Annotated in this window: 15 protein-coding genes; 6 read left to right on the top strand and 9 right to left on the bottom strand. The window is 73.8% G+C overall.

Annotated features, from left to right (window positions below):
* Nucleotides 1-157: 157 nt before the first annotated feature.
* The 3 genes from BKA00_RS36245 to BKA00_RS36235 form a co-directional block, all read right to left on the bottom strand.
* The gene (locus BKA00_RS36245; RefSeq protein ID WP_185032789.1) at nt 158-1,474 is read right to left on the bottom strand and encodes an alkaline phosphatase PhoX; all 1,317 of its coding nucleotides are present in this window, start codon (nt 1,472-1,474) and stop codon (nt 158-160) included.
* Between the two features lie 147 nt (nt 1,475-1,621).
* Nucleotides 1,622-2,512, bottom strand: coding sequence for a Cgl0159 family (beta/alpha)8-fold protein (locus BKA00_RS36240; protein WP_420829726.1), 891 nt, complete (start codon nt 2,510-2,512; stop codon nt 1,622-1,624).
* A 164-nt stretch (nt 2,513-2,676) separates the two neighbouring features.
* Nucleotides 2,677-3,504 (bottom strand): inositol monophosphatase family protein, encoded by an 828-nt coding sequence (locus tag BKA00_RS36235; RefSeq protein ID WP_185032787.1) that lies wholly within the window; start codon nt 3,502-3,504, stop codon nt 2,677-2,679.
* Nucleotides 3,505-3,658: 154 nt separating this feature from the next.
* Here BKA00_RS36235 and BKA00_RS36230 point away from each other — a divergent pair, with 154 nt between their 5' ends.
* Together BKA00_RS36230 and BKA00_RS36225 are read left to right on the top strand one after the other, a co-directional pair.
* Nucleotides 3,659-4,684, top strand: a complete 1,026-nt coding sequence (locus BKA00_RS36230; protein ID WP_185032785.1) for an SDR family oxidoreductase — start codon at nt 3,659-3,661, stop codon at nt 4,682-4,684.
* 28 nt (nt 4,685-4,712) lie between these two features.
* Nucleotides 4,713-6,515, top strand: coding sequence for a thiamine pyrophosphate-requiring protein (locus tag BKA00_RS36225; protein WP_185032783.1), 1,803 nt, complete (start codon nt 4,713-4,715; stop codon nt 6,513-6,515).
* A 20-nt stretch (nt 6,516-6,535) separates the two neighbouring features.
* Here the strand turns inward: BKA00_RS36225 and BKA00_RS36220 are convergent, their stop codons facing one another.
* The 5 genes from BKA00_RS36220 to BKA00_RS36200 all read right to left on the bottom strand — a co-directional run bounded on the left by BKA00_RS36220 (nt 6,536) and on the right by BKA00_RS36200 (nt 11,613).
* Complete coding sequence (locus BKA00_RS36220; RefSeq protein ID WP_230299248.1) at nt 6,536-7,138, bottom strand: LOG family protein; 603 nt, start codon at nt 7,136-7,138, stop codon at nt 6,536-6,538.
* Nucleotides 7,139-7,196: 58 nt separating this feature from the next.
* Nucleotides 7,197-8,855 carry an ABC transporter permease gene (locus BKA00_RS36215; protein ID WP_230299249.1) on the bottom strand — a complete coding sequence of 553 codons (1,659 nt, stop codon included), beginning with the start codon at nt 8,853-8,855 and terminating at the stop codon, nt 7,197-7,199.
* Nucleotides 8,852-9,763 carry an ABC transporter ATP-binding protein gene (locus BKA00_RS36210; protein WP_185032781.1) on the bottom strand — a complete coding sequence of 304 codons (912 nt, stop codon included), beginning with the start codon at nt 9,761-9,763 and terminating at the stop codon, nt 8,852-8,854. The genes BKA00_RS36215 and BKA00_RS36210 overlap by 4 nt, the downstream gene beginning before the upstream one ends.
* Nucleotides 9,760-10,428: a TetR/AcrR family transcriptional regulator gene (locus BKA00_RS36205; RefSeq protein ID WP_185032779.1), complete on the bottom strand. Its 669-nt coding sequence runs from the start codon at nt 10,426-10,428 to the stop codon at nt 9,760-9,762. The genes BKA00_RS36210 and BKA00_RS36205 overlap by 4 nt, the downstream gene beginning before the upstream one ends.
* Before the next feature lie 102 nt (nt 10,429-10,530).
* On the bottom strand, nt 10,531-11,613 hold the full coding sequence (locus BKA00_RS36200; protein ID WP_185032777.1) for a trypsin-like peptidase domain-containing protein: 1,083 nt from the start codon (nt 11,611-11,613) through the stop codon (nt 10,531-10,533).
* 182 nt (nt 11,614-11,795) lie between these two features.
* On the opposite strand from BKA00_RS36200, the gene BKA00_RS36195 reads away from it, so the two are divergent.
* Complete coding sequence (locus tag BKA00_RS36195; protein WP_185032775.1) at nt 11,796-12,218, top strand: archease; 423 nt, start codon at nt 11,796-11,798, stop codon at nt 12,216-12,218.
* A gap of 37 nt (nt 12,219-12,255) precedes the next feature.
* Here BKA00_RS36195 and BKA00_RS36190 read toward each other — a convergent pair whose 3' ends face one another.
* Nucleotides 12,256-13,674, bottom strand: a complete 1,419-nt coding sequence (locus tag BKA00_RS36190) for an RtcB family protein (protein WP_276530160.1) — start codon at nt 13,672-13,674, stop codon at nt 12,256-12,258.
* A gap of 103 nt (nt 13,675-13,777) precedes the next feature.
* Here BKA00_RS36190 and BKA00_RS36185 point away from each other — a divergent pair, with 103 nt between their 5' ends.
* From BKA00_RS36185 to BKA00_RS36175, 3 genes are all read left to right on the top strand, one after another.
* Entirely contained in the window at nt 13,778-14,422 is a 645-nt protein-coding gene (locus BKA00_RS36185) for a DUF6962 family protein (RefSeq protein ID WP_185032770.1), read from the top strand.
* A 208-nt stretch (nt 14,423-14,630) separates the two neighbouring features.
* Nucleotides 14,631-15,467, top strand: coding sequence for a geranyl diphosphate 2-C-methyltransferase (locus BKA00_RS36180; protein ID WP_185032769.1), 837 nt, complete (start codon nt 14,631-14,633; stop codon nt 15,465-15,467).
* Between the two features lie 50 nt (nt 15,468-15,517).
* The gene (locus BKA00_RS36175; protein ID WP_221493436.1) at nt 15,518-16,711 is read left to right on the top strand and encodes a family 2 encapsulin nanocompartment cargo protein terpene cyclase; all 1,194 of its coding nucleotides are present in this window, start codon (nt 15,518-15,520) and stop codon (nt 16,709-16,711) included.
* The last annotated feature ends 94 nt before the right edge of the window (nt 16,712-16,805 follow it).

Below are 16,805 nucleotides of genomic sequence, written 5' to 3'. Positions count from 1 at the left end.
GCCCCCGATCGTGCCACGCCCGGCGGCATGGGGATGCAAGAGCGCGCGGTCCTTCCACCGGGCGCGCCGCTTCCCGGCCGGGCCGCGGACGCGGGCACGGCGCCCCCGGCGAGCCGGGTGGGCGGCTCGTCGTCCGGGGACGCCGTGCGGGTGGTCCTCAGCCGCGCAGGCGGTGCCAGGGGCCGGTGATCGCGAAGGTGGCGCCCGGGTCGGACTGGCGGTTGGCGAACAGGATCCGCCCGTCCGGGGAGAAGGTCACGCCGGTGAACTCGCTGTCGTTGAGGGCGTTGCGGGCCATCGCGAACGGCGTGTTCCGCCGGGTGGTGCCGATGAGGTACTGCTCGCCGTCGCCGTCCTCGGCGAGGATCACGCCGCCGCCGTACGGGGAGACGGTGATGTTGTCGGGGCCGTCGAAGCGCCCACCCGGCTTGAAGACGAGCTGCAGCTCGATCTCGCCGCGGTGCGGGTCGTAGGTCCAGACCTGCCCGGCGTGGTCGGCGGCGCCGCCGTCGGACTTCCGGGAGAAGCTGCACACGAAGTAGGCCTTGCCGTGGCCCCACCAGGCGCCTTCGAGCTTCTGGCTCCGCGTGATCGTGTCGAACTGCTTGCGGACCGACGTCTGCCTCGCCGACGGGTCGGGCACCTCCACCCAGCCGGCGCGCAGGCGCGTCCCCGGCTCCTGGACGGCCGACAGGTCCGGGACGCCGGCCACGTTCAGCGCCTCCAGCTTCCCGCCCGACATGTAGGCGTGGTAGCCGCCGTGGTGGGCGCGGGGACGGAACCGGTAGAAGAGGCCGAACGGCTTGGCGGCGTCCTCGGTCAGGTACGCGGTGAGCGTGTGCGGGTCGACGGCGACGGCCTCGTGCGCGAAGCGGCCGAGGCCGGTGAGGGGGACGGGCTCGGTCTTGCGCCCGGTCGGGTCGACCTCGAACACCCACCCGTGGCTCTTGGTCTGGCCAGTGAACCCCTCGGTCTCCTCACAGGTCAGCCACGTCCCCCACGGGGTCCGCCCGCCCGCGCAGTTGGTGGACGTCCCGGCCAGGCTGACGTACTGCGACAGCAGGTTGCCCTGGCTGTCGACCTCGAGCGTGGTGGTGCCGCCGTTGGCTGCGGGGTCGTAGGTCCACTCGGGACGGCCCACGGCGCGGGTGCCGTTGTTGCTCTGCTCGTGGTTGCGCACCAGCCGGGTGCGGCCGTGGCGGCTGCCGGAGAACGTGGCCATCCCGTCGTGGTGACCGGGGACGACGACGCCCTCGGAGATGGGTTCGCCTTCGACCGACAGCGTCTTGTAGGAGAAGCCCTTGGGCAGGTCCAGGACGCCCTTGGGGTCGGGGATCAGCGGGCCGTAGCCGTACGCCTCCCCGGTCTCGGCTCCGGCGGACGTCTGGAAGATTCCCTCCAGGCTTCCGGCGAGGGCGATGGACAGCGCGCCGGCCGCGCCGCCCTTGACGACTCCGCGACGGGTCACGGACATGGGCACTCCTTCACGTAAGGGGATCACGCGGGAGCCTGGTCGCCGTCCCTGAACCGCGTATGAACGATCACTGGCCGGGAGGAGAAACCCCAGGACAACGTTGGTCCGCGCTGACCGGGAGTGCCGGCGGGAGTTCGGAGCGCGGTCTCAGAGGAGTTCCACCGCGGCGTCGACGGCCGCGGCGACGTCGCCGTCCGGCGGATACAGCAGGGACCGGCCCACCACCAGGCCCCGGACGGTCGGCAGCCGCAGCGCCCGCCGCCACCCCTCCCGCGCGGCGACGGGATCGGCCGCCACCTCCCCGCCCAGCAGCAGCGCCGGCAGCGTCGAAGCCGCCATCACCCGCTCCATGTCCGCCACCACCGGCACCTTCAGCCACGTGTACGCCGACGTCGACCCCAGCCCCGAAGCGATCGAGACCGCGCGCGTCATCGCCTCCGGCGACAGGTCGTTGCGCACGCGGCCCGCCACCCGGCGCGACACGAACGGCTCCACCATCGCCATCAACCCGCGCCCCGCCAACTCCGACACCGCACCCGCGCAGCCCTCCAACGTGCGCACCGTCGCCGGATCGGCGTCATCCACCCGCAGCAGCATCTTCCCGCCGTCCAGCCCCGACGCCGCGATCGCGCCCGCTCCGTACGCCGTGAAACGATCATCGATCTCGAACGACGACCCCGCCAGCCCGCCCCGGTTCATCGAACCGATCACGACCTTGCCGTCCAGCACCCCCAGCAGCAGCAGGTCCTCCACCACATCCGGCGTCCCCAGCACCCCGTCCACGCCCGGACGCTCCAACGCCGTGCACAGCCGGTCCAGCAACTCGCCCCGATCGGCCATCGCCAGCGGATCACCCCCCGCCGCCAGCGCGCCCCGAGCCGGATGATCAGCCGCCACCAGCATCAACCGCCCCGACCCGCCCAGCAGCGACGCACGCCGCACCCGGACCCGGGCCGCCTCCGCGATCGCCCCCGGACGCACCGCCCGGACCTCGGCCAGCCCCGCGATCCGCTCGGCCCGCGCACCGGCGGGGGTCACCAGGGCCCCCGCCCCACCAGTGCATCGATCATCGTTCACCGTCCCTGTCCGCGAAACGCGCGGCGCCGGGTCGCGCCACCGGCACCGCCGAGTCTGGTCAAGATCACGAACGGCTGTCAATCCGCCACGGGGCGCGTCCGCCGGCGCGCCCCGCGGGCGGGCGCTCAGGCCCCGGCGCCCTTGTAGTCCGCGACCTCGGCGATGACGGACCCGGCGAGGTCGAAGCCGTCCACGCACGCCAGGTAGCCGGGGGCCTCCCAGTCGTCGCCGCCGGGCTCGCCCCGGAGCGGCACGTACGTCCCGCCCGCCTGCCTGACCAGCAGCAGTCCGGCGGCGATGTCCCACGCGTTGATGGACGAGTCGTAGGCCACGTCCGTCCATCCCGCGGCGACGTGCGCGAGGGTGAGGGCGGCGCTGCCCGGGCGGCGCACGGTGGCGAACGCGTCGACCATCCGGCCGTAGCGCCGCAGCGCCTCCTCGCGCCCGAGGCTCAGGTCGTAGGCGCTCGGGTAGGACGTGGCGACGACGGCGGTCTCGTCGCGGACCGCCCCGCGGCTGCGCATCGGCTCGCCGTTGCAGGTGGCGCCGTCGAGCGAGGCGGTGAACATGTCGTCGCGCACCGGGTCGTAGACCACGCCCGCGACCAGTTCACCGTCCAGGGCCGCGCCGATGGACACGCAGAAGAACGGGAGGCCGACGGCGAAGTTGGCGGTCCCGTCGATGGGGTCGACGAACCAGCGCAGGTCGCCGTCGCCGCCGCCCACGCCGCCCTCCTCACCGACGACCACGCTGCCGGGGGTGTGCTCGGCGAGCACCTCGCGGATCGTCTCCTCCGCCGCCCGGTCGTGCTCGGTGACCGGGTCGTGGATGTCGCGCTTGAGGTCGACCTCGGGACGCGACCGGAACGCCGTCCGCAGACGGTCCCCGGTGGCGCGGGCGGCGAGTTCGGCGATCCCGGCGAGCTCCCGCGAGGCGGGGACGGCAGCGTTCATCGGTCTCCTTCGGTTACGGCAAGGTCACGAGTGCGCACATCACGACCGTATCCGAGTCCCGCAAGGCATCCGGGCGGGCCCTTTGTTACAGAGCCCTCGGCTCGGGCAGTGGGTTCCTGTGCCGGATCCAGCATCGCCGTCATGGGGAATGGACATGAACTACAAGATCGACAAGGGCACGGTCGTCGTGGTCACGGGAGCCTCCGGCGGCATCGGGCGCGCCGCCGCCGCGGCGTTCGCCCGCCGCGGCGCCTGGGTCGCCCTCCTGGCCCGCGGGGACGAGGGACTGGAGGGGGCCGCCGCCGACGTCGAGGCCGCGGGCGGGCGCGCCCTGCCGATCAGCGTGGACGTGGCCGACCCCGGCGCGGTGGACGAGGCGGCGGAGCGGGCCGAGAAGGAGCTCGGGCCGATCGCCGTGTGGGTCAACGTGGCGTTCTCCTCGGTGTTCGCGCCGTTCTGGGAGATCGATCCGGAGGAGTTCAGGCGCACCACCGAGGTCACCTACCTCGGCTACGCCAACGGGACCAGGGCGGCGCTGCGGCGGATGATGCCGCGCGACCGCGGCGTGATCGTCCAGTGCGGGTCGGCGCTGGCCTACCGGGGCATCCCCCTGCAGAGCGCGTACTGCGGCTCCAAGCACGCCGTCCAGGGGCTGCACGACTCGCTCCGGGCCGAGCTGATGCACGAGCGCAGCGGCGTGAAGCTCACGATGGTGCAGATGCCCGCGGTCAACACGCCCCAGTTCGACTGGGTGCTGAACCGGATGCCGCGCCGCCCGCAGCCCGTCCCGCCCATCTACCAGCCGGAGATCGCGGCGGACGCGCTCGTCTACGCCGCCGAGCATCCCCGGCGCCGGGAGTACTGGGTCGGCGGCAGCACCGTCGGCACGATCCTCGCCGACAAGTTCGCCACGGGGCTGCTGGACCGCTACCTGGCCCGGACGGGCTTCAAGTCCCAGCAGACCGAGATGCGCACGCGTCCGGACCAGCCGGCGAACCTGTGGGAGCCGGCGGACGAGGCCCCGGGCGGCGACCGGGGCAGCCACGGGCGGTTCGACGAGCAGGCGCACGCGCGGAGCCCGCAGATGTGGGCGGGCCGCCACAAGTACCTGGTGGGGGCCGCGACGGCCGGAGCCGCCGCGGGGGCCGCGGCGGGCGCGGCGCGGCTGCTGCGGCGATGACGCACGACCGACGACGAAGGAGAGAGCGATGGCGCAGCAAGTGGCCGACTACGTCCTCCAGCGGCTGACCGAGTGGGGCGTGAAGCGCGTCTTCGGGTATCCGGGCGACGGCATCAACGGGATGCTCGGCGCGTTCGACCGCGCCGAGGGGAAGCCGGAGTTCATCCAGACGCGGCACGAGGAGATGGCCGCGTTCATGGCCTGCGGCCACGCGAAGTTCACCGGCGAGGTCGGCGTCTGCGCGGCGACGTCCGGGCCGGGCGCGATCCACCTGCTGAACGGCCTGTACGACGCGAAGCTGGACCACCAGCCGGTCGTGGCGATCGTCGGGCAGCAGAAGCGCCTGGCGCAGGGCACGCACTACCAGCAGGAGGTCAACCTGGAGAACCTGTTCTCCGACGTCTCGGAGTTCTGCCAGATCGTCATGCACCCCGGCCAGATGCGGCACGTCATCGACCGGGCGTTCAAGACGGCCCTGACCACGCGCGGCGTCTCGACGATCATCATTCCGGAGGACGTCCAGGAGGCCGACGCGGTGCCGTCGCCGCCGAAGGAGCACGGCTCGGTGTACTCCAGCGTGGGCTGGAGCAGGCCCCGCGTCCTGCCCGACCCCGAGGAGCTGCGCAAGGCCGCCGACGTCCTCAACGAGGGGACGAAGGTCGCGATGCTGATCGGCCAGGGCGCCGCCGGCGCCGAGGCCGAGGTGATCGAGACGGCCGAGCTGCTCGGCGCGGGCATCGCCAAGGCGCTGCTCGGCCGCGAGGTGGTCCCGGACGACCTGCCGTTCGTCACCGGCCCCATCGGCCTGCTCGGCTCCAAGGCCAGCGACGAGATGATGATGAACTGCGACGTGCTGTTCATGATCGGCACGAGCTTCCCGTACGCCGAGTGGCTGCCGGACGAGGGCAGCTGCAAGGGCGTGGAGATCGACATCGACGGGAGCATGATCGGCATCCGCTACCCGATGGACGCGCACGTCGTCGGGGACGCCGGGGAGACCCTCCGGGAGCTGATCCCGCTGCTGCGCCGCAAGGAGGACCGCTCCTGGCGCGAGGAGATCGAGGAGAACGTCCGCACCTGGAACACGGTCATGGAGAAGAGGGCGGGCCAGAGTTTCGAGGGGAAGGTCAACCCGCAGGCCGTCGCGCACGAGCTGTCGCCGCTGCTCCCCGACGGCGTCATCCTCACCGCCGACTCCGGCTCGGCCACCAACTGGTGGGCCCGGCACATCAAGCTCCGCGACGGCATGCGGGCGTCGCTGTCGGGCACCCTCGCCACGATGGGCCCCGGCGTCCCGTACGCGATCGCGGCCCGGTTCGCCCACCCCGACCGGCCGGTGATCTGCTTCGTCGGCGACGGCGCGTTCCAGATGAACGGCATGAACGAGATGCTGACCGTGAAGCGGTACGCCGAGCGGATGGCCGGCGCGCCGCTGATCTTCGCGGTGTTCAACAACCAGGACCTCAACCAGGTCACCTGGGAGCAGCGCGCGATGGGCGGCGACCCGAAGTACGAGGGCTCGCAGAGCATCCCGGACTTCCCGTACTCCAAGTACGCCGAGCTCTGCGGGCTCAAGGGCGTCTACTGCGACGATCCCGGGAAGGTCACCGACGCCTGGCGGGAGGCCCTGGCGAGCGACCGCCCCGTGGTCCTGGAGTTCGTGGTCGACAACGAGATCGCGCCGATCCCGCCGCACATCATGAAGGACCAGGCCAAGAAGGCCGTCAAGGCGGGCATCAAGGACCCGCAGAAGCTCGGCATCGCGGCCCGCGGCTTCCGGCAGAAGCTCACCGACATGTACGAGAACATGCCGGGCCGGAAACACGACTAGCGGACGGGAGCGGCCGCCGGTCAGAGTTCGGCTTCGGCGTAGTCCTCGGGGGAGAACTCGATGCGGGGCTGGGACCGCTCCAGCAGGTCGAACGCCTCGGGGACCGAACCGGTCCAGCCGACGGCGTCCCAGATCTTGGGGCGGGCGAAGCCCTGCTCGGTGAGGCCCTTCATCAGCTCGCGCAGCGGCTCGTAGACGCCGGTGGGGTCGAGGATGACGATGGGCTTGTCGTGCATGGTCAGCACGCGGGCCGTCCACACCTCGAACAGCTCCTCCAGCGTGCCGATGCCGCCGGGCAGGACGAGGAACGCGTCGCTGCGCCGGTCCATCTCGCCCTTGCGGGCCCGCATGTCGGGGGTGACGACCAGCTCGTCGTTCTCCTCGTCGGAGATCTCGACGCTGACGAGGCCCTCGGGGATCACGCCGACCGTGCGGGCGCCGCCGGCCCGCGCGGCGCGGGCGACGGCGCCCATGCACGAGACCTGGGCGCCGCCGCTGACGAGGCTGTGGCCGCGCCGGGCCAGCTCGGCGCCGGCCTCGGCGGCGAGGTCGACGTAACGGCGGTCGATCGTGCCGCTGGACGAGCAGAACACGCAGACGGCGAGGGGTTTCGGGGAAGTCACCCGGCCAATCTAACGGCTGGGGTCCGGGGAGGCCCGCCGATTTCCCGGCGGCGGGGCCTCACGCCGTGGAGAGGTCCCGGCGGCGGAGACCGGCGAGGCCGAGGGCGGCCAGGACGGCCGCGACCGCCAGGAGCCAGAGCAGCGGCGTGACCGCGAGGTCGTGCCCCGGCAGCTTCGGGACGTGGGTGAACGGTGAGACGTCCAGGGCCCACTGGTCCAGGCCGAGCCCGGCTCCGAAGAGCGTCACGACCGCGAAGACGCCGACCGCGGCCCAGGCGCCGCCGGTGAGCCTCGGCGCGAGGCCGACCAGCGCGAGCGCGATCGCCCCGACCAGCCACACGGCGGGAAGCTGCGCGAGCGCGGCGCCGAGGACGCGCGGCACCTCGCGCCCGGGGTCGCCGGTGTCCAGGCCGTGCGCGAGCCCGGCGGCCAGGCCCGCGACGCCGAGGCCGGCGACCGGGCCGAGCAGCGTGAAGGCCAGGTGGCCGGACGCCCACCGCAGCCGCCCGACGGGGGTGGCGAGCACCGGCTCGGCGCGCTGCCCGGTCTCCTCGGTGCGCAGCCGCAGGGTCGCCGAGACCGCGTAGGCGGCGGCGAACAGGCCGAGCATGCTCATGATCGAGGCGAAGTAGGCGTCGATGATCCCGCCCTGCCCGCCGAGCCGGGTGAAGATCTTCTCCAGTTCGGGGTTGTCCTTGACCATGTCGCCGACGCCGCCCGCCACGGCGCCGTACACGACGCCGAGGGCGGCGAACCCGGCGAGCCAGCCGTACAGGGCGCGGCTCTGCAGCCGCCAGCCGAGGCCGAGGGCGCCCGAGAGCAGGCGCGGGGCGTCCGCGGGGCCGAGCCGGGGCGGCAGCACGCCCGCGCCCACGTCCCGGCGCGCCGAGAGCAGGCCCGCGGCGGCGACCAGGAGGGCCGCGAGCGCGGCGACCGGAAGGAGGGTCCACCAGCGTTCTTCGCCGTAGGCGCGCAGCCGGTTCTCCCAGCCGAGCGGCGACAGCCAGCCCAGCCACGACAGCCCGTTGCCCGCGCCGCCGGCGTCGGCGGCCATCCGGACCACGAACGCGGCGCCGAGCGCGGCGATCGCCGTGCCCCTGGCGGCGCCCGCGCCCTCGCTGAGCTGGGCGGTGACGCCCGCGACGGCGGCGAAGACGCATCCGGCGGCGGCCAGTTGCAGGCCGAACGCCAGCGAGCCCGCGAGGGGAAGGCCCTGCGCCACCATGCCCGCGGCCAGCAGGCCGGCGAGGACGAGGTTCGCCGCCATCGTCACGGCCAGCGCGGCGGCCAGACCCGCGCCGCGCCCGGTGACGGTGGCGCCGAGCAGCTCGCGGCGGCCCGCCTCCTCCTCGGTGCGGGTGTGCCGGACGACGGTGAGCACGCTGATCAGCGCCACGACCACCGGGATGAACCCGGAGCGCTGGGCGATGATCGAGCCGAGGTCCGTGTCGTACAGCGGCCCGTACAGGGCGAGGAACGTCGGGTTGTTCCCCGTCGTCTGCGCGTACTTGAGGCGCTCGGCGGCCGTGGGGTAGAGGCTGTCGGTGGCCGCCACGAAGTTGATCGGGATCAGCGCGAGCACGATCACCCAGGACGGCAGCAGGAACCGGTCGCGGCGCAGGATCAGCCTGACCAGCCCGCCGGTCCCGGTGAGCGACCGCAGCGGCTTCGAGCGGGGCGGCGCGGCCGCGCGCGAGCCGTGGACCGCCGCGCTCATCGCGCGGCCTCCGACGCGAGCTCGTCCTTGTAGTGGCGCAGGAACAGCTCCTCCAGCGTCGGCGGGCGGCTGCTCAGGCTCCGCACGCCGACCTCGGTGAGCTGCCGCAGCGCCGCGTCCAGTTCGGGGGTGTCCACCTCGAAGCGGATCTTGTTGCCGTCGATGCGGACGTCGTGCGCGCCCGGCAGCGGCAGGCCGTCGGGCGGCGACGCCAGCTCCGCGTCGATGGACGTGCGGGTCAGGTGCCGCAGCTCGTCCAGCGTCCCCGACTCCACCGCGACGCCCTTGCGGATGATCGTCACCCGGTCGCAGAGCGCCTCGACCTCGGACAGGATGTGGCTGGACAGCAGCACGGTGCGGCCGTCGCGGCGCTCCTCCCGCACGCACTCCTGGAACACCTCCTCCATGAGGGGGTCCAGCCCGGAGGTGGGCTCGTCGAGCAGCAGCAGCTCGGCGTCGGACGCCAGCGCGGCGATGAGCCCGACCTTCTGCCGGTTGCCCTTGGAGTAGGCGCGGCCCTTCTTGCGCGGATCGAGCTCGAACCGGTCGAGCAGCTCGGCCTTGCGACGGGCGTTCACGCCGCCGCGCATCCGGCCGAGCAGGTCGATCACCTCGCCGCCGGACAGGTTCGGCCACAGCGTCACGTCGCCGGGGACGTAGGCGAGCCGGCGGTGCAGCTCGGTCGCGTCCCGCCACGGGTCGCCGCCGAGCAGCCGGGCGGTGCCGCCGTCGGCGCGCAGCAGGCCGAGCAGGACGCGGATGGTGGTGGACTTCCCGGCGCCGTTCGGGCCGAGGAAGCCGTGCACCTCGCCGGGCTGGACGGTCAGGTCCAGGCCGTCCAGCGCGCGGGTCCGGCCGAACTTCTTGACCAGGCCGGAGAGGGCAATGGGGGGCGTGTTCGTGGTCACCGGTCCTCCTCGTCGAGGGGTCGCCCGCCGGGGGCGGGCAGGCTCTTCAGGGCGGCGCGCGCCTGCGCCACCAGCTCGGGCGACAGGAGCCGGTCGTCGAGGACGTCCAGCATCGCCAGCGCCATGCGGGGGTAGCCGTCGCCCAGGAGGACGTCGGCGCCGAGCGCCCGGGACATGTGCTCGTGCAGGACGATCACGCCGAAGCTCATGCCGGTCATGACGGTCGCGTAGCCGTGCAGGTCATCGGTGTTCGGCGCGGCCATGCCGGGCGCGCCGCGCTCCAGCATCTCCTCGCTGAACGCGATCGCCTCGTCGAAGAGCACGGACGCGGCGCCCGACCCGTCGGTCAGGGCGCGGGCCAGGTAGCGCTGGACCGGCAGGGCCGTGCTCATCGCGATCGCGAGGAAGCTCGGGCTCGCCATCCCGCCGTTCAGGGCCTCCCGCTTGGTCTCGCGGATCACCTCGATCACGTGCTCGTCGCACGCGGCGCGCAGCGCCTCCTTGGTGCCGTAGTGGTGCTGGACGAGGGCGGGCGACACGCCGGCGGCCTTCGCGATGCCCCGGATCGTGGCGCCCTTCACCCCGTGCTCGGCGAACTCCAGCAGGGCCGCGTCCCTGATCCGGGCGCGCCCGGTCAGGTCCTCGGCCCGCTCCCGCGCCGCCATCCCCACCCCCTGTACGCACGTTCAGTTGCCTGTACGCTTGTACACTGTACTCGCGTACAGGCCCCCGTCAACCCGTGCGGGCGGGGCGATGCGGGCGCGGGGTCAGCCGCCTCCGGGCAGCTCGCCGAGCTTCACCTGCACCTGCTTCTTCGAGCCGTCCGGCTTCTGGATCTCGACCTTCACCGTCTGGCCGGGCCGGAGGTTCGCGAGGACGGTGGTCAGCGCCGTCTGGTCGGGCGTCGCGGTGCCGTTCACCGAGAGGATCAGGTCGCCCGCCTGGATCCCGGCCCGGGCGGCCCCGCCGCCCTTCTGCACCTCCACCACCGCGACGGCCGACCGCCGGCCGGTCTGCGGGTCGACGATCGTGCGCACCACCACGCCGAGCGCGGCCCGGCCGGAGTTCGACACCTTCCCCGACTCGATGAGCTGCGGGACGATCCGCTTGACCGTGTCGCTCGGCGTCGCGAACCCGATGCCGGGCGCCGCCGCGCCGATCTGCGGGTCGGAGGCCGCCGCGGTGGGGATGCCGATCACCTGCCCGTCCAGCGTGACCAGGGCACCGCCGCTGTTGCCCGGGTTGATGTCCGCGCTCGTCTGGATGGCGTCGGCGATGGTCGAGCCCTGGAAGGCCCCCTCGCCCTTGGTCGACACCGTGCGGTGCAGCGCGGAGACGATCCCGTTCGTCACGCTTCCGGCGAGGCCGAGCGGGTTGCCCATCGCCAGCACGATCTGCCCGACCTGCGCCGCGCTCGACTCGCCCCACGACGCCGGTTTCAGCGACCCGCCGCCGACCTTGATGACGGCCAGGTCGTCGGCGGCGAACTCGCCGACCAGGGAGGCGGTCATCGGGGAACCGCCGCCGGACGAGGTGACCTGGATCTTCTTCGCCCCCGCGACCACGTGCGCGTTGGTGACGATGTCGCCCTGGGCGTCGAACACGACGCCCGACCCCTCCCCCTGATCGGTCTGGATCTTCACCACCGACGGCAGGACGGCGTCCACGACCTTCACATACTGCTGCTGCAGGTCCGAACCGGACTCCGACACCGGCGCCGACGTCCGCACCGACGCGGGTCCCGCGTTCCCGGCCCTCCCGGCGTTCTCGGAGTTCCCGCTGCACCCGGCGAGCACCGCCGCACCCGCCAGCGCCGCCGCGCACGCCCTCGCCCTCGCGCTCCTGTCCACGCTTCACCTCCAGAGGGCACCGTTCCCGCCCTCCGCCCCGCAGGCGCCGCGCCGCGCGCGATTTTGCGACGTCATGCCGCAGGTCAGGGCCGTAGCTGATCTTTGAGGGCGCCGGCGCGCCCGGTCACCGCCGCGGCGGCCCGGCCGGTTTCCCGCGGCCGGCGCCGGGTAGCCGTCCGACCATGTCGCGCGCGAGCGGGCACCGGGGCGTCCCCCACCCCGCCGACCTGCGGATCGAGGCGTGGGGGCCGACGCGGGAGCGCTGCGTCGCCGAGGCGGTGGCCGGGCTCGTGGAGTCGTTCGCCGACGTCTCCGGCGTCCGCCCGTCCGGCGGCGTCCGGGTGGACGTGCCGCCGGGCCCGGCCGCGGACCTGCTCGTCGCCGTCCTGGACGAGGTGATCTACCGGCTGGACGTCGACGGCGTCCTGGTCGTGGACGCGGAGATCGCGGGGGCGCCGGACGGCGGGCTCACCGCCCGGCTGGCGACCGGGGACGCGGCGGAGGCGGTGGGGACGGGCGCCGTGCCCAAGGCGGTGTCGCTGCACGACCTGCGGTTCGGCCGCGACGCGCGCGGCTGGTCCTGCGCCGTGACGATCGACGTGTGAGGGGCCCGCCCCGCGACCGGCGCGCGCGACCGGCCGGTCAGCCCTTCACGACGCCCAGCGGGACGAGGCGGGCCACCTTGCGGCAGAGCCCGGCGCCCTCGCCCGCCTCGACCACGGCGGACACGTCCTTGTAGGCGTCCGGCGCCTCCTCGGCCAGCCCGCGCCACGACGACGGCCGCACGGCGATGCCGCGTTCCTCCAGCACCGCCCGCAGCCGCTCGCCGCTGACGCCGCGTGCCGCCTGGTGGCGGCTCCGGACCCGTCCGGCGCCGTGGCACGTGGACGAGAACGCGGGCCCACCTGGCACGCCCGTCAGGACGTAGGACGAGGTCCCCATCGTCCCGGGGATCAGCACCGGCTGGCCGGCCCCGCGCAGGTCGGGAGGCAGGTCGGGGTGGCCGGGCGGCAGCGCCCGGGTGGCCCCCTTGCGGTGCACGCACAGCCGCCGCCGCACGCCGTCCACCACGTGCTCCTCGATCTTGGCCAGGTTGTGCGAGACGTCGTAGACGAGGTCGAGCCGGGCGCCCGCGACCCGCCGGAACACCCGGCGCGCCGCCTCGGCGAGCAGCTGCCGGTTGGCGCGGCCGTAGTTGGCCGCCGCCGCCATCGCGCCCAGGTAGGCGCGGCCCTCGGCGGAGTCGACCGGGGCGCAGGCGAGCTGGCGGTCGGGGACCTCGATCCCGTACCGCGGCATCGCCGCCTCCATCGCCCGGACGTGGTCGGTGCAGATCTGGTGGCCGAGCCCGCGCGACCCGCAGTGGATCATGACGCAGACCTGTCCCGGCCGCAGCCCGAACGCCCCGGCCACGCCGGCGTCGTAGACCTCGGCGACCCGCTGCACCTCCAGGAAGTGGTTGCCCGAGCCGAGGCTGCCGACCTGGCGGGCGCCGCGCTCCACCGCGCGCTCGCCCACCTGGCCGGGGTCGGCGTCCGCGACCGCCCCCGCGTCCTCGCACCGGCGCAGGTCGCGCTCGTCCCCGTGGCCCCGCTCGACCGCGTACCGCGCTCCCCCGGTGAGGATGCCGGTCAGCTCCCGCCGGCCCGGCAGGCTCCACACCGCGCCCTTGCCCATGCCGCGCGGGATGACGGGGTCGAGGCCGTCCATCAGGTCCCGCAGGACGGGGGCGAGGCCGGAGGCGTCGATGTCCGCCGCCAGCAGCCGGACGCCGCACGAGATGTCGAACCCGACGCCGCCGGGCGAGACCACGCCGCCCTCCGCCGGGTCGGTCGCCGCCACGCCGCCGATCGGGAAGCCGTATCCGAGGTGGATGTCCGGCATCGCGTAGGACGCCTCCACCACTCCCGGGAGCGCGGCGACGTGGGCGACCTGCCCGATCGCGTTCTCGGCGGGCGCCAGCAGTTCCCGCGACGCGAACACCACGCCGGGCACGCGCATGGCGCCGGTCGGCTCGATCCGGAACCGGTAGGGGCCGTCCTCGACCAGGTCGGCGTTCACAAGGCGGGGCTACCCCCGTCCCCGCCCCTCATGCGCCCCGCCCGCGCCTCCGGCGCGTCGGCGGCCGAGGATTCATGCCCGTCATGCGGGTAGCGTGCGAATCATGCTCGCCGAACCCGCGCCCGCACTGAGCGACCTCGCGCTCGGGCTGGTCGTGGTGGCGCTCGCCGTCCGGCTGGGACGCGTCCCGGCGCCGCACCGGCACTGGCGCACGGCCTTCTGGTGGGCCGGGATCGCGGCGCTCGCCGGGTCCGTCCACCACGGGCTGATCAAGTACTCGGAGCGGTGGTCGGGGCCGAGCTGGGCCGTGATCAGCGCCATGGTCGTCGTGGCGGTGTCCTACCTGCTGGCGGCCACCGTCGCGGAGGTGCTCGGCCCCCGCCACGGCAGGACGTTCTGGCTGCTGCGCTCGATCGGGATCGGCGCCTACGCCGTCCTCGCGGCGACCGGGCACGCCGGGGTCGGCGCGCTGCTCGCCTGCGAGAGCCTGACGATGGTGTGCATCCTCGCGCTCTGGGGCCTGGCGGCCCGGCGCCGCCACCCGATGGCCGGCCCGGTGATCCTCGCGCTGGCCGCCAGCGCCGGGGCCGCCGCGGCCAAGGCGATCGACCCGAGCGTCACCCGCGGCGTCGCGCTGGACCCCACGTCGGTCTACCACCTCGCCCAGATCGTCGGCATGGTCCTGCTCTACCTGGCGGTCAGCAACCCCCGCCGGCCGGAACCCGAGCCCCGCGCACTCCTCGGGTAGCGGGGGCTCCCGAAAGCGCGCGGACCCGTCGCCACCACGGAGATCGCCGGTCGTGCGGCACCGGGCGGACAGGAGTGTCCGCGGTGGAACATTCCCCTAACGGAGGTGTCTTCCTTCTGTGCTGAAGAGTGCCCTTTCGGACACGGACCGTCACCGTTAGCTTTCAAGCCGTGATCCCGAGCCACCGTGCCCCTGGAGGAAAGCGTTCATGACGGCCATCGCCAGCGTCTACCAGCACGACGTCGCCACCTACTGGAACACCGAGCGCAACCCGGTCAACCTGCGCCTCGGCGACGTCTCGGGGACCTACCACCACCACTACGGCATCGGCGAGGTGGACTGGTCGGTCCTGGAGACCCCGGAGGACGCCCGCGACGAGGCGGTCATCGCCGAGCTGCACCGGCTGGAGAACGCCCAGGCCCGGTTCCTGCTCGAACACCTCGGCGACATCCGGCCCGACCACCGGCTGATGGACGCGGGCTCGGGCCGCGGCGGCTCCAGCATCATGGCCAACGCCGCCTTCGGCTGCCGGGTCGACGGGGTGTCGATCTCCCAGGCCCAGGTGGACTTCGCCAACGAGCAGGCCGCCAAGCGCGGCGTGTCCGACAAGGTCCGGTTCCACTTCAAGAACATGCTCGACACGGGGTTCGAGGCGGGCGCGTTCCAGGCGATCTGGAACAACGAGTCGACGATGTACACCGTCCTGGACGACCTGTTCGCGGCGCACTCCCGGCTGCTGGCCCGCGGCGGCCGGTACGTCACCATCACCGGCTGCTACAACGACGTGTACGGGCTGCCGTCCCGGGCCGTCTCGACCATCAACGCCCACTACGTGTGCGACATCCACCCGCGCAGCGCCTACTTCCGCGCGATGGCGGCCAACCGGCTCGTGCCCGTCACCGTGGTCGACCTGACCGCCGACACCATCCCGTACTGGGAGCTGCGCGAGAAGTCGTCGGTCGCGACCGGCATCGAGAGCGCCTTCCTGGAGGCGTACCGCGACGGCAGCTTCCAGTACCTGCTCATCGCCGCCGACCGCATCTGAACCCGTTGACCCGGACCGGTCGCCTTCGGGCGGAGGCAGGTGAGCAGACCATGGAAACGACGCACCACGGGTGCAGCGGCCGGCGCGCGCCGTACGGCTCGGCCGCGGAGCCCCGGCCGGCGCGGCCGTCCGGGCTCGGGACCGAGGCGGCGGCCCTGCCGTCGCTGATCGCCGCGGCGCGTCCCAGCCGGGAGGTCCCCTACGGCGACCTCCTGGCCGGGCGCCATCCGCGCCCCGTCGGCGGCGGCGGGCCCGGCTACGTCGAGCGCGACTGGGGCGACGGGGCGCACTCGCCGCTCTACTGCCCGCTGCCCGAGCGCGACGACGACGCCCTCGCCGCCGAGGTCGACGCCCGGCTGGCCTCCTGGGCGCGCGACCGCGGGTTCGACGACCACGAGCTCGACGGGCTGGGCCGGGCGGCCTTCGGGCGCCTGGTCACCCTCGCCCACCCCGACACCGACGATCCGGACGCCCTGCTCGTCGCCGCGCAGCTGAACGCCGGGTGGTGGGCGGCCGACGACTACTACGCCGACGACACCGCCCTCGGCGCCGTGCCCGCGCGGCTGCCGCAGCGGCTCACGCTGGTGATGTCGGCGATGGACCCGGTCCCGCCCGCGGGCGGGTTCACCCCGCCGCTGAGCGAGGCCCTGGAGGGCGACGTCGTCCTGCGGATGCTCGGCTCGGCGGTCGGCCACCTCAAGCGCCACGCGTCCCCCGTGCAGGTCCAGCGGATCTGCTACTCCACCTTCGCCATGTTCGTGAGCTGGACGGCCTACGCGGCCTGGCGCGAGACCGGCGAGCACCCGCCCGCCTGGGAGTACCTGGCCGCGCGCCAGCACGACAGCTTCTACACCTCGATGACGCTCATCGACGTCGTCGGCGGCTACGAGGTCCCGGCCCACCTGTACTACGACCCGCGCGTCCGCCGCGCCGCCTTCCGCGCCGGGACGGCGAGCGTGATCGTCAACGACCTGCACTCGGTGGCCAAGGACGCCGCCGACGAGAACCCGGTCTGCAACCTGGTGCTGCTGATCGCCGCGGACCGGGGCTGCTCGGTGGAGGAGGCGACCGAGACCGCCGTGCGCCTGCACAACGACCTCGTCCGCGACTTCGAGGCGGGGCACCGGGAGCTCGCGGGCGTCCCGTCGCCGGAGCTGCAGCGGTTCCTGCGCGGGCTGCGGGCCTGGATGGGCGGCGGCTTCGAATGGCATGCCACCAACCCGCGCTACCGCGAGGGAGCCTGAATCCGCTGTTTCCGGCGGTCCCTGGCACCGGGCTTTACCGAAGGCTGGTGATGACCAAATCCTCGTCGGCGAGCGCGGCCAGGTGCGCGAGGAG

Source organism: Actinomadura coerulea (assembly GCF_014208105.1).
In the GTDB taxonomy this organism is placed as follows: Bacteria; Actinomycetota; Actinomycetes; order Streptosporangiales; family Streptosporangiaceae; genus Spirillospora; species Spirillospora coerulea.
This window is presented reverse-complemented; position numbering and strand designations above follow the sequence as displayed.

Bases quoted from the DNA above. Each gene is read 5' to 3' on its own strand.
- BKA00_RS36185 (WP_185032770.1), top strand. From the start codon at position 13,778: ATGCTCGCCGAACCCGCGCCCGCACTGAGCGACCTCGCGCTCGGGCTG.
- BKA00_RS36215 (WP_230299249.1), bottom strand. From the start codon at position 8,855: ATGAGCGCGGCGGTCCACGGCTCGCGCGCGGCCGCGCCGCCCCGCTCG.
- BKA00_RS36180 (WP_185032769.1), top strand. From the start codon at position 14,631: ATGACGGCCATCGCCAGCGTCTACCAGCACGACGTCGCCACCTACTGG.
- BKA00_RS36230 (WP_185032785.1), top strand. From the start codon at position 3,659: ATGAACTACAAGATCGACAAGGGCACGGTCGTCGTGGTCACGGGAGCC.
- BKA00_RS36245 (WP_185032789.1), bottom strand. From the start codon at position 1,474: ATGTCCGTGACCCGTCGCGGAGTCGTCAAGGGCGGCGCGGCCGGCGCG.
- BKA00_RS36175 (WP_221493436.1), top strand. From the start codon at position 15,518: ATGGAAACGACGCACCACGGGTGCAGCGGCCGGCGCGCGCCGTACGGC.
- BKA00_RS36195 (WP_185032775.1), top strand. From the start codon at position 11,796: ATGTCGCGCGCGAGCGGGCACCGGGGCGTCCCCCACCCCGCCGACCTG.
- BKA00_RS36235 (WP_185032787.1), bottom strand. From the start codon at position 3,504: ATGAACGCTGCCGTCCCCGCCTCGCGGGAGCTCGCCGGGATCGCCGAA.
- BKA00_RS36205 (WP_185032779.1), bottom strand. From the start codon at position 10,428: ATGGCGGCGCGGGAGCGGGCCGAGGACCTGACCGGGCGCGCCCGGATC.
- BKA00_RS36225 (WP_185032783.1), top strand. From the start codon at position 4,713: ATGGCGCAGCAAGTGGCCGACTACGTCCTCCAGCGGCTGACCGAGTGG.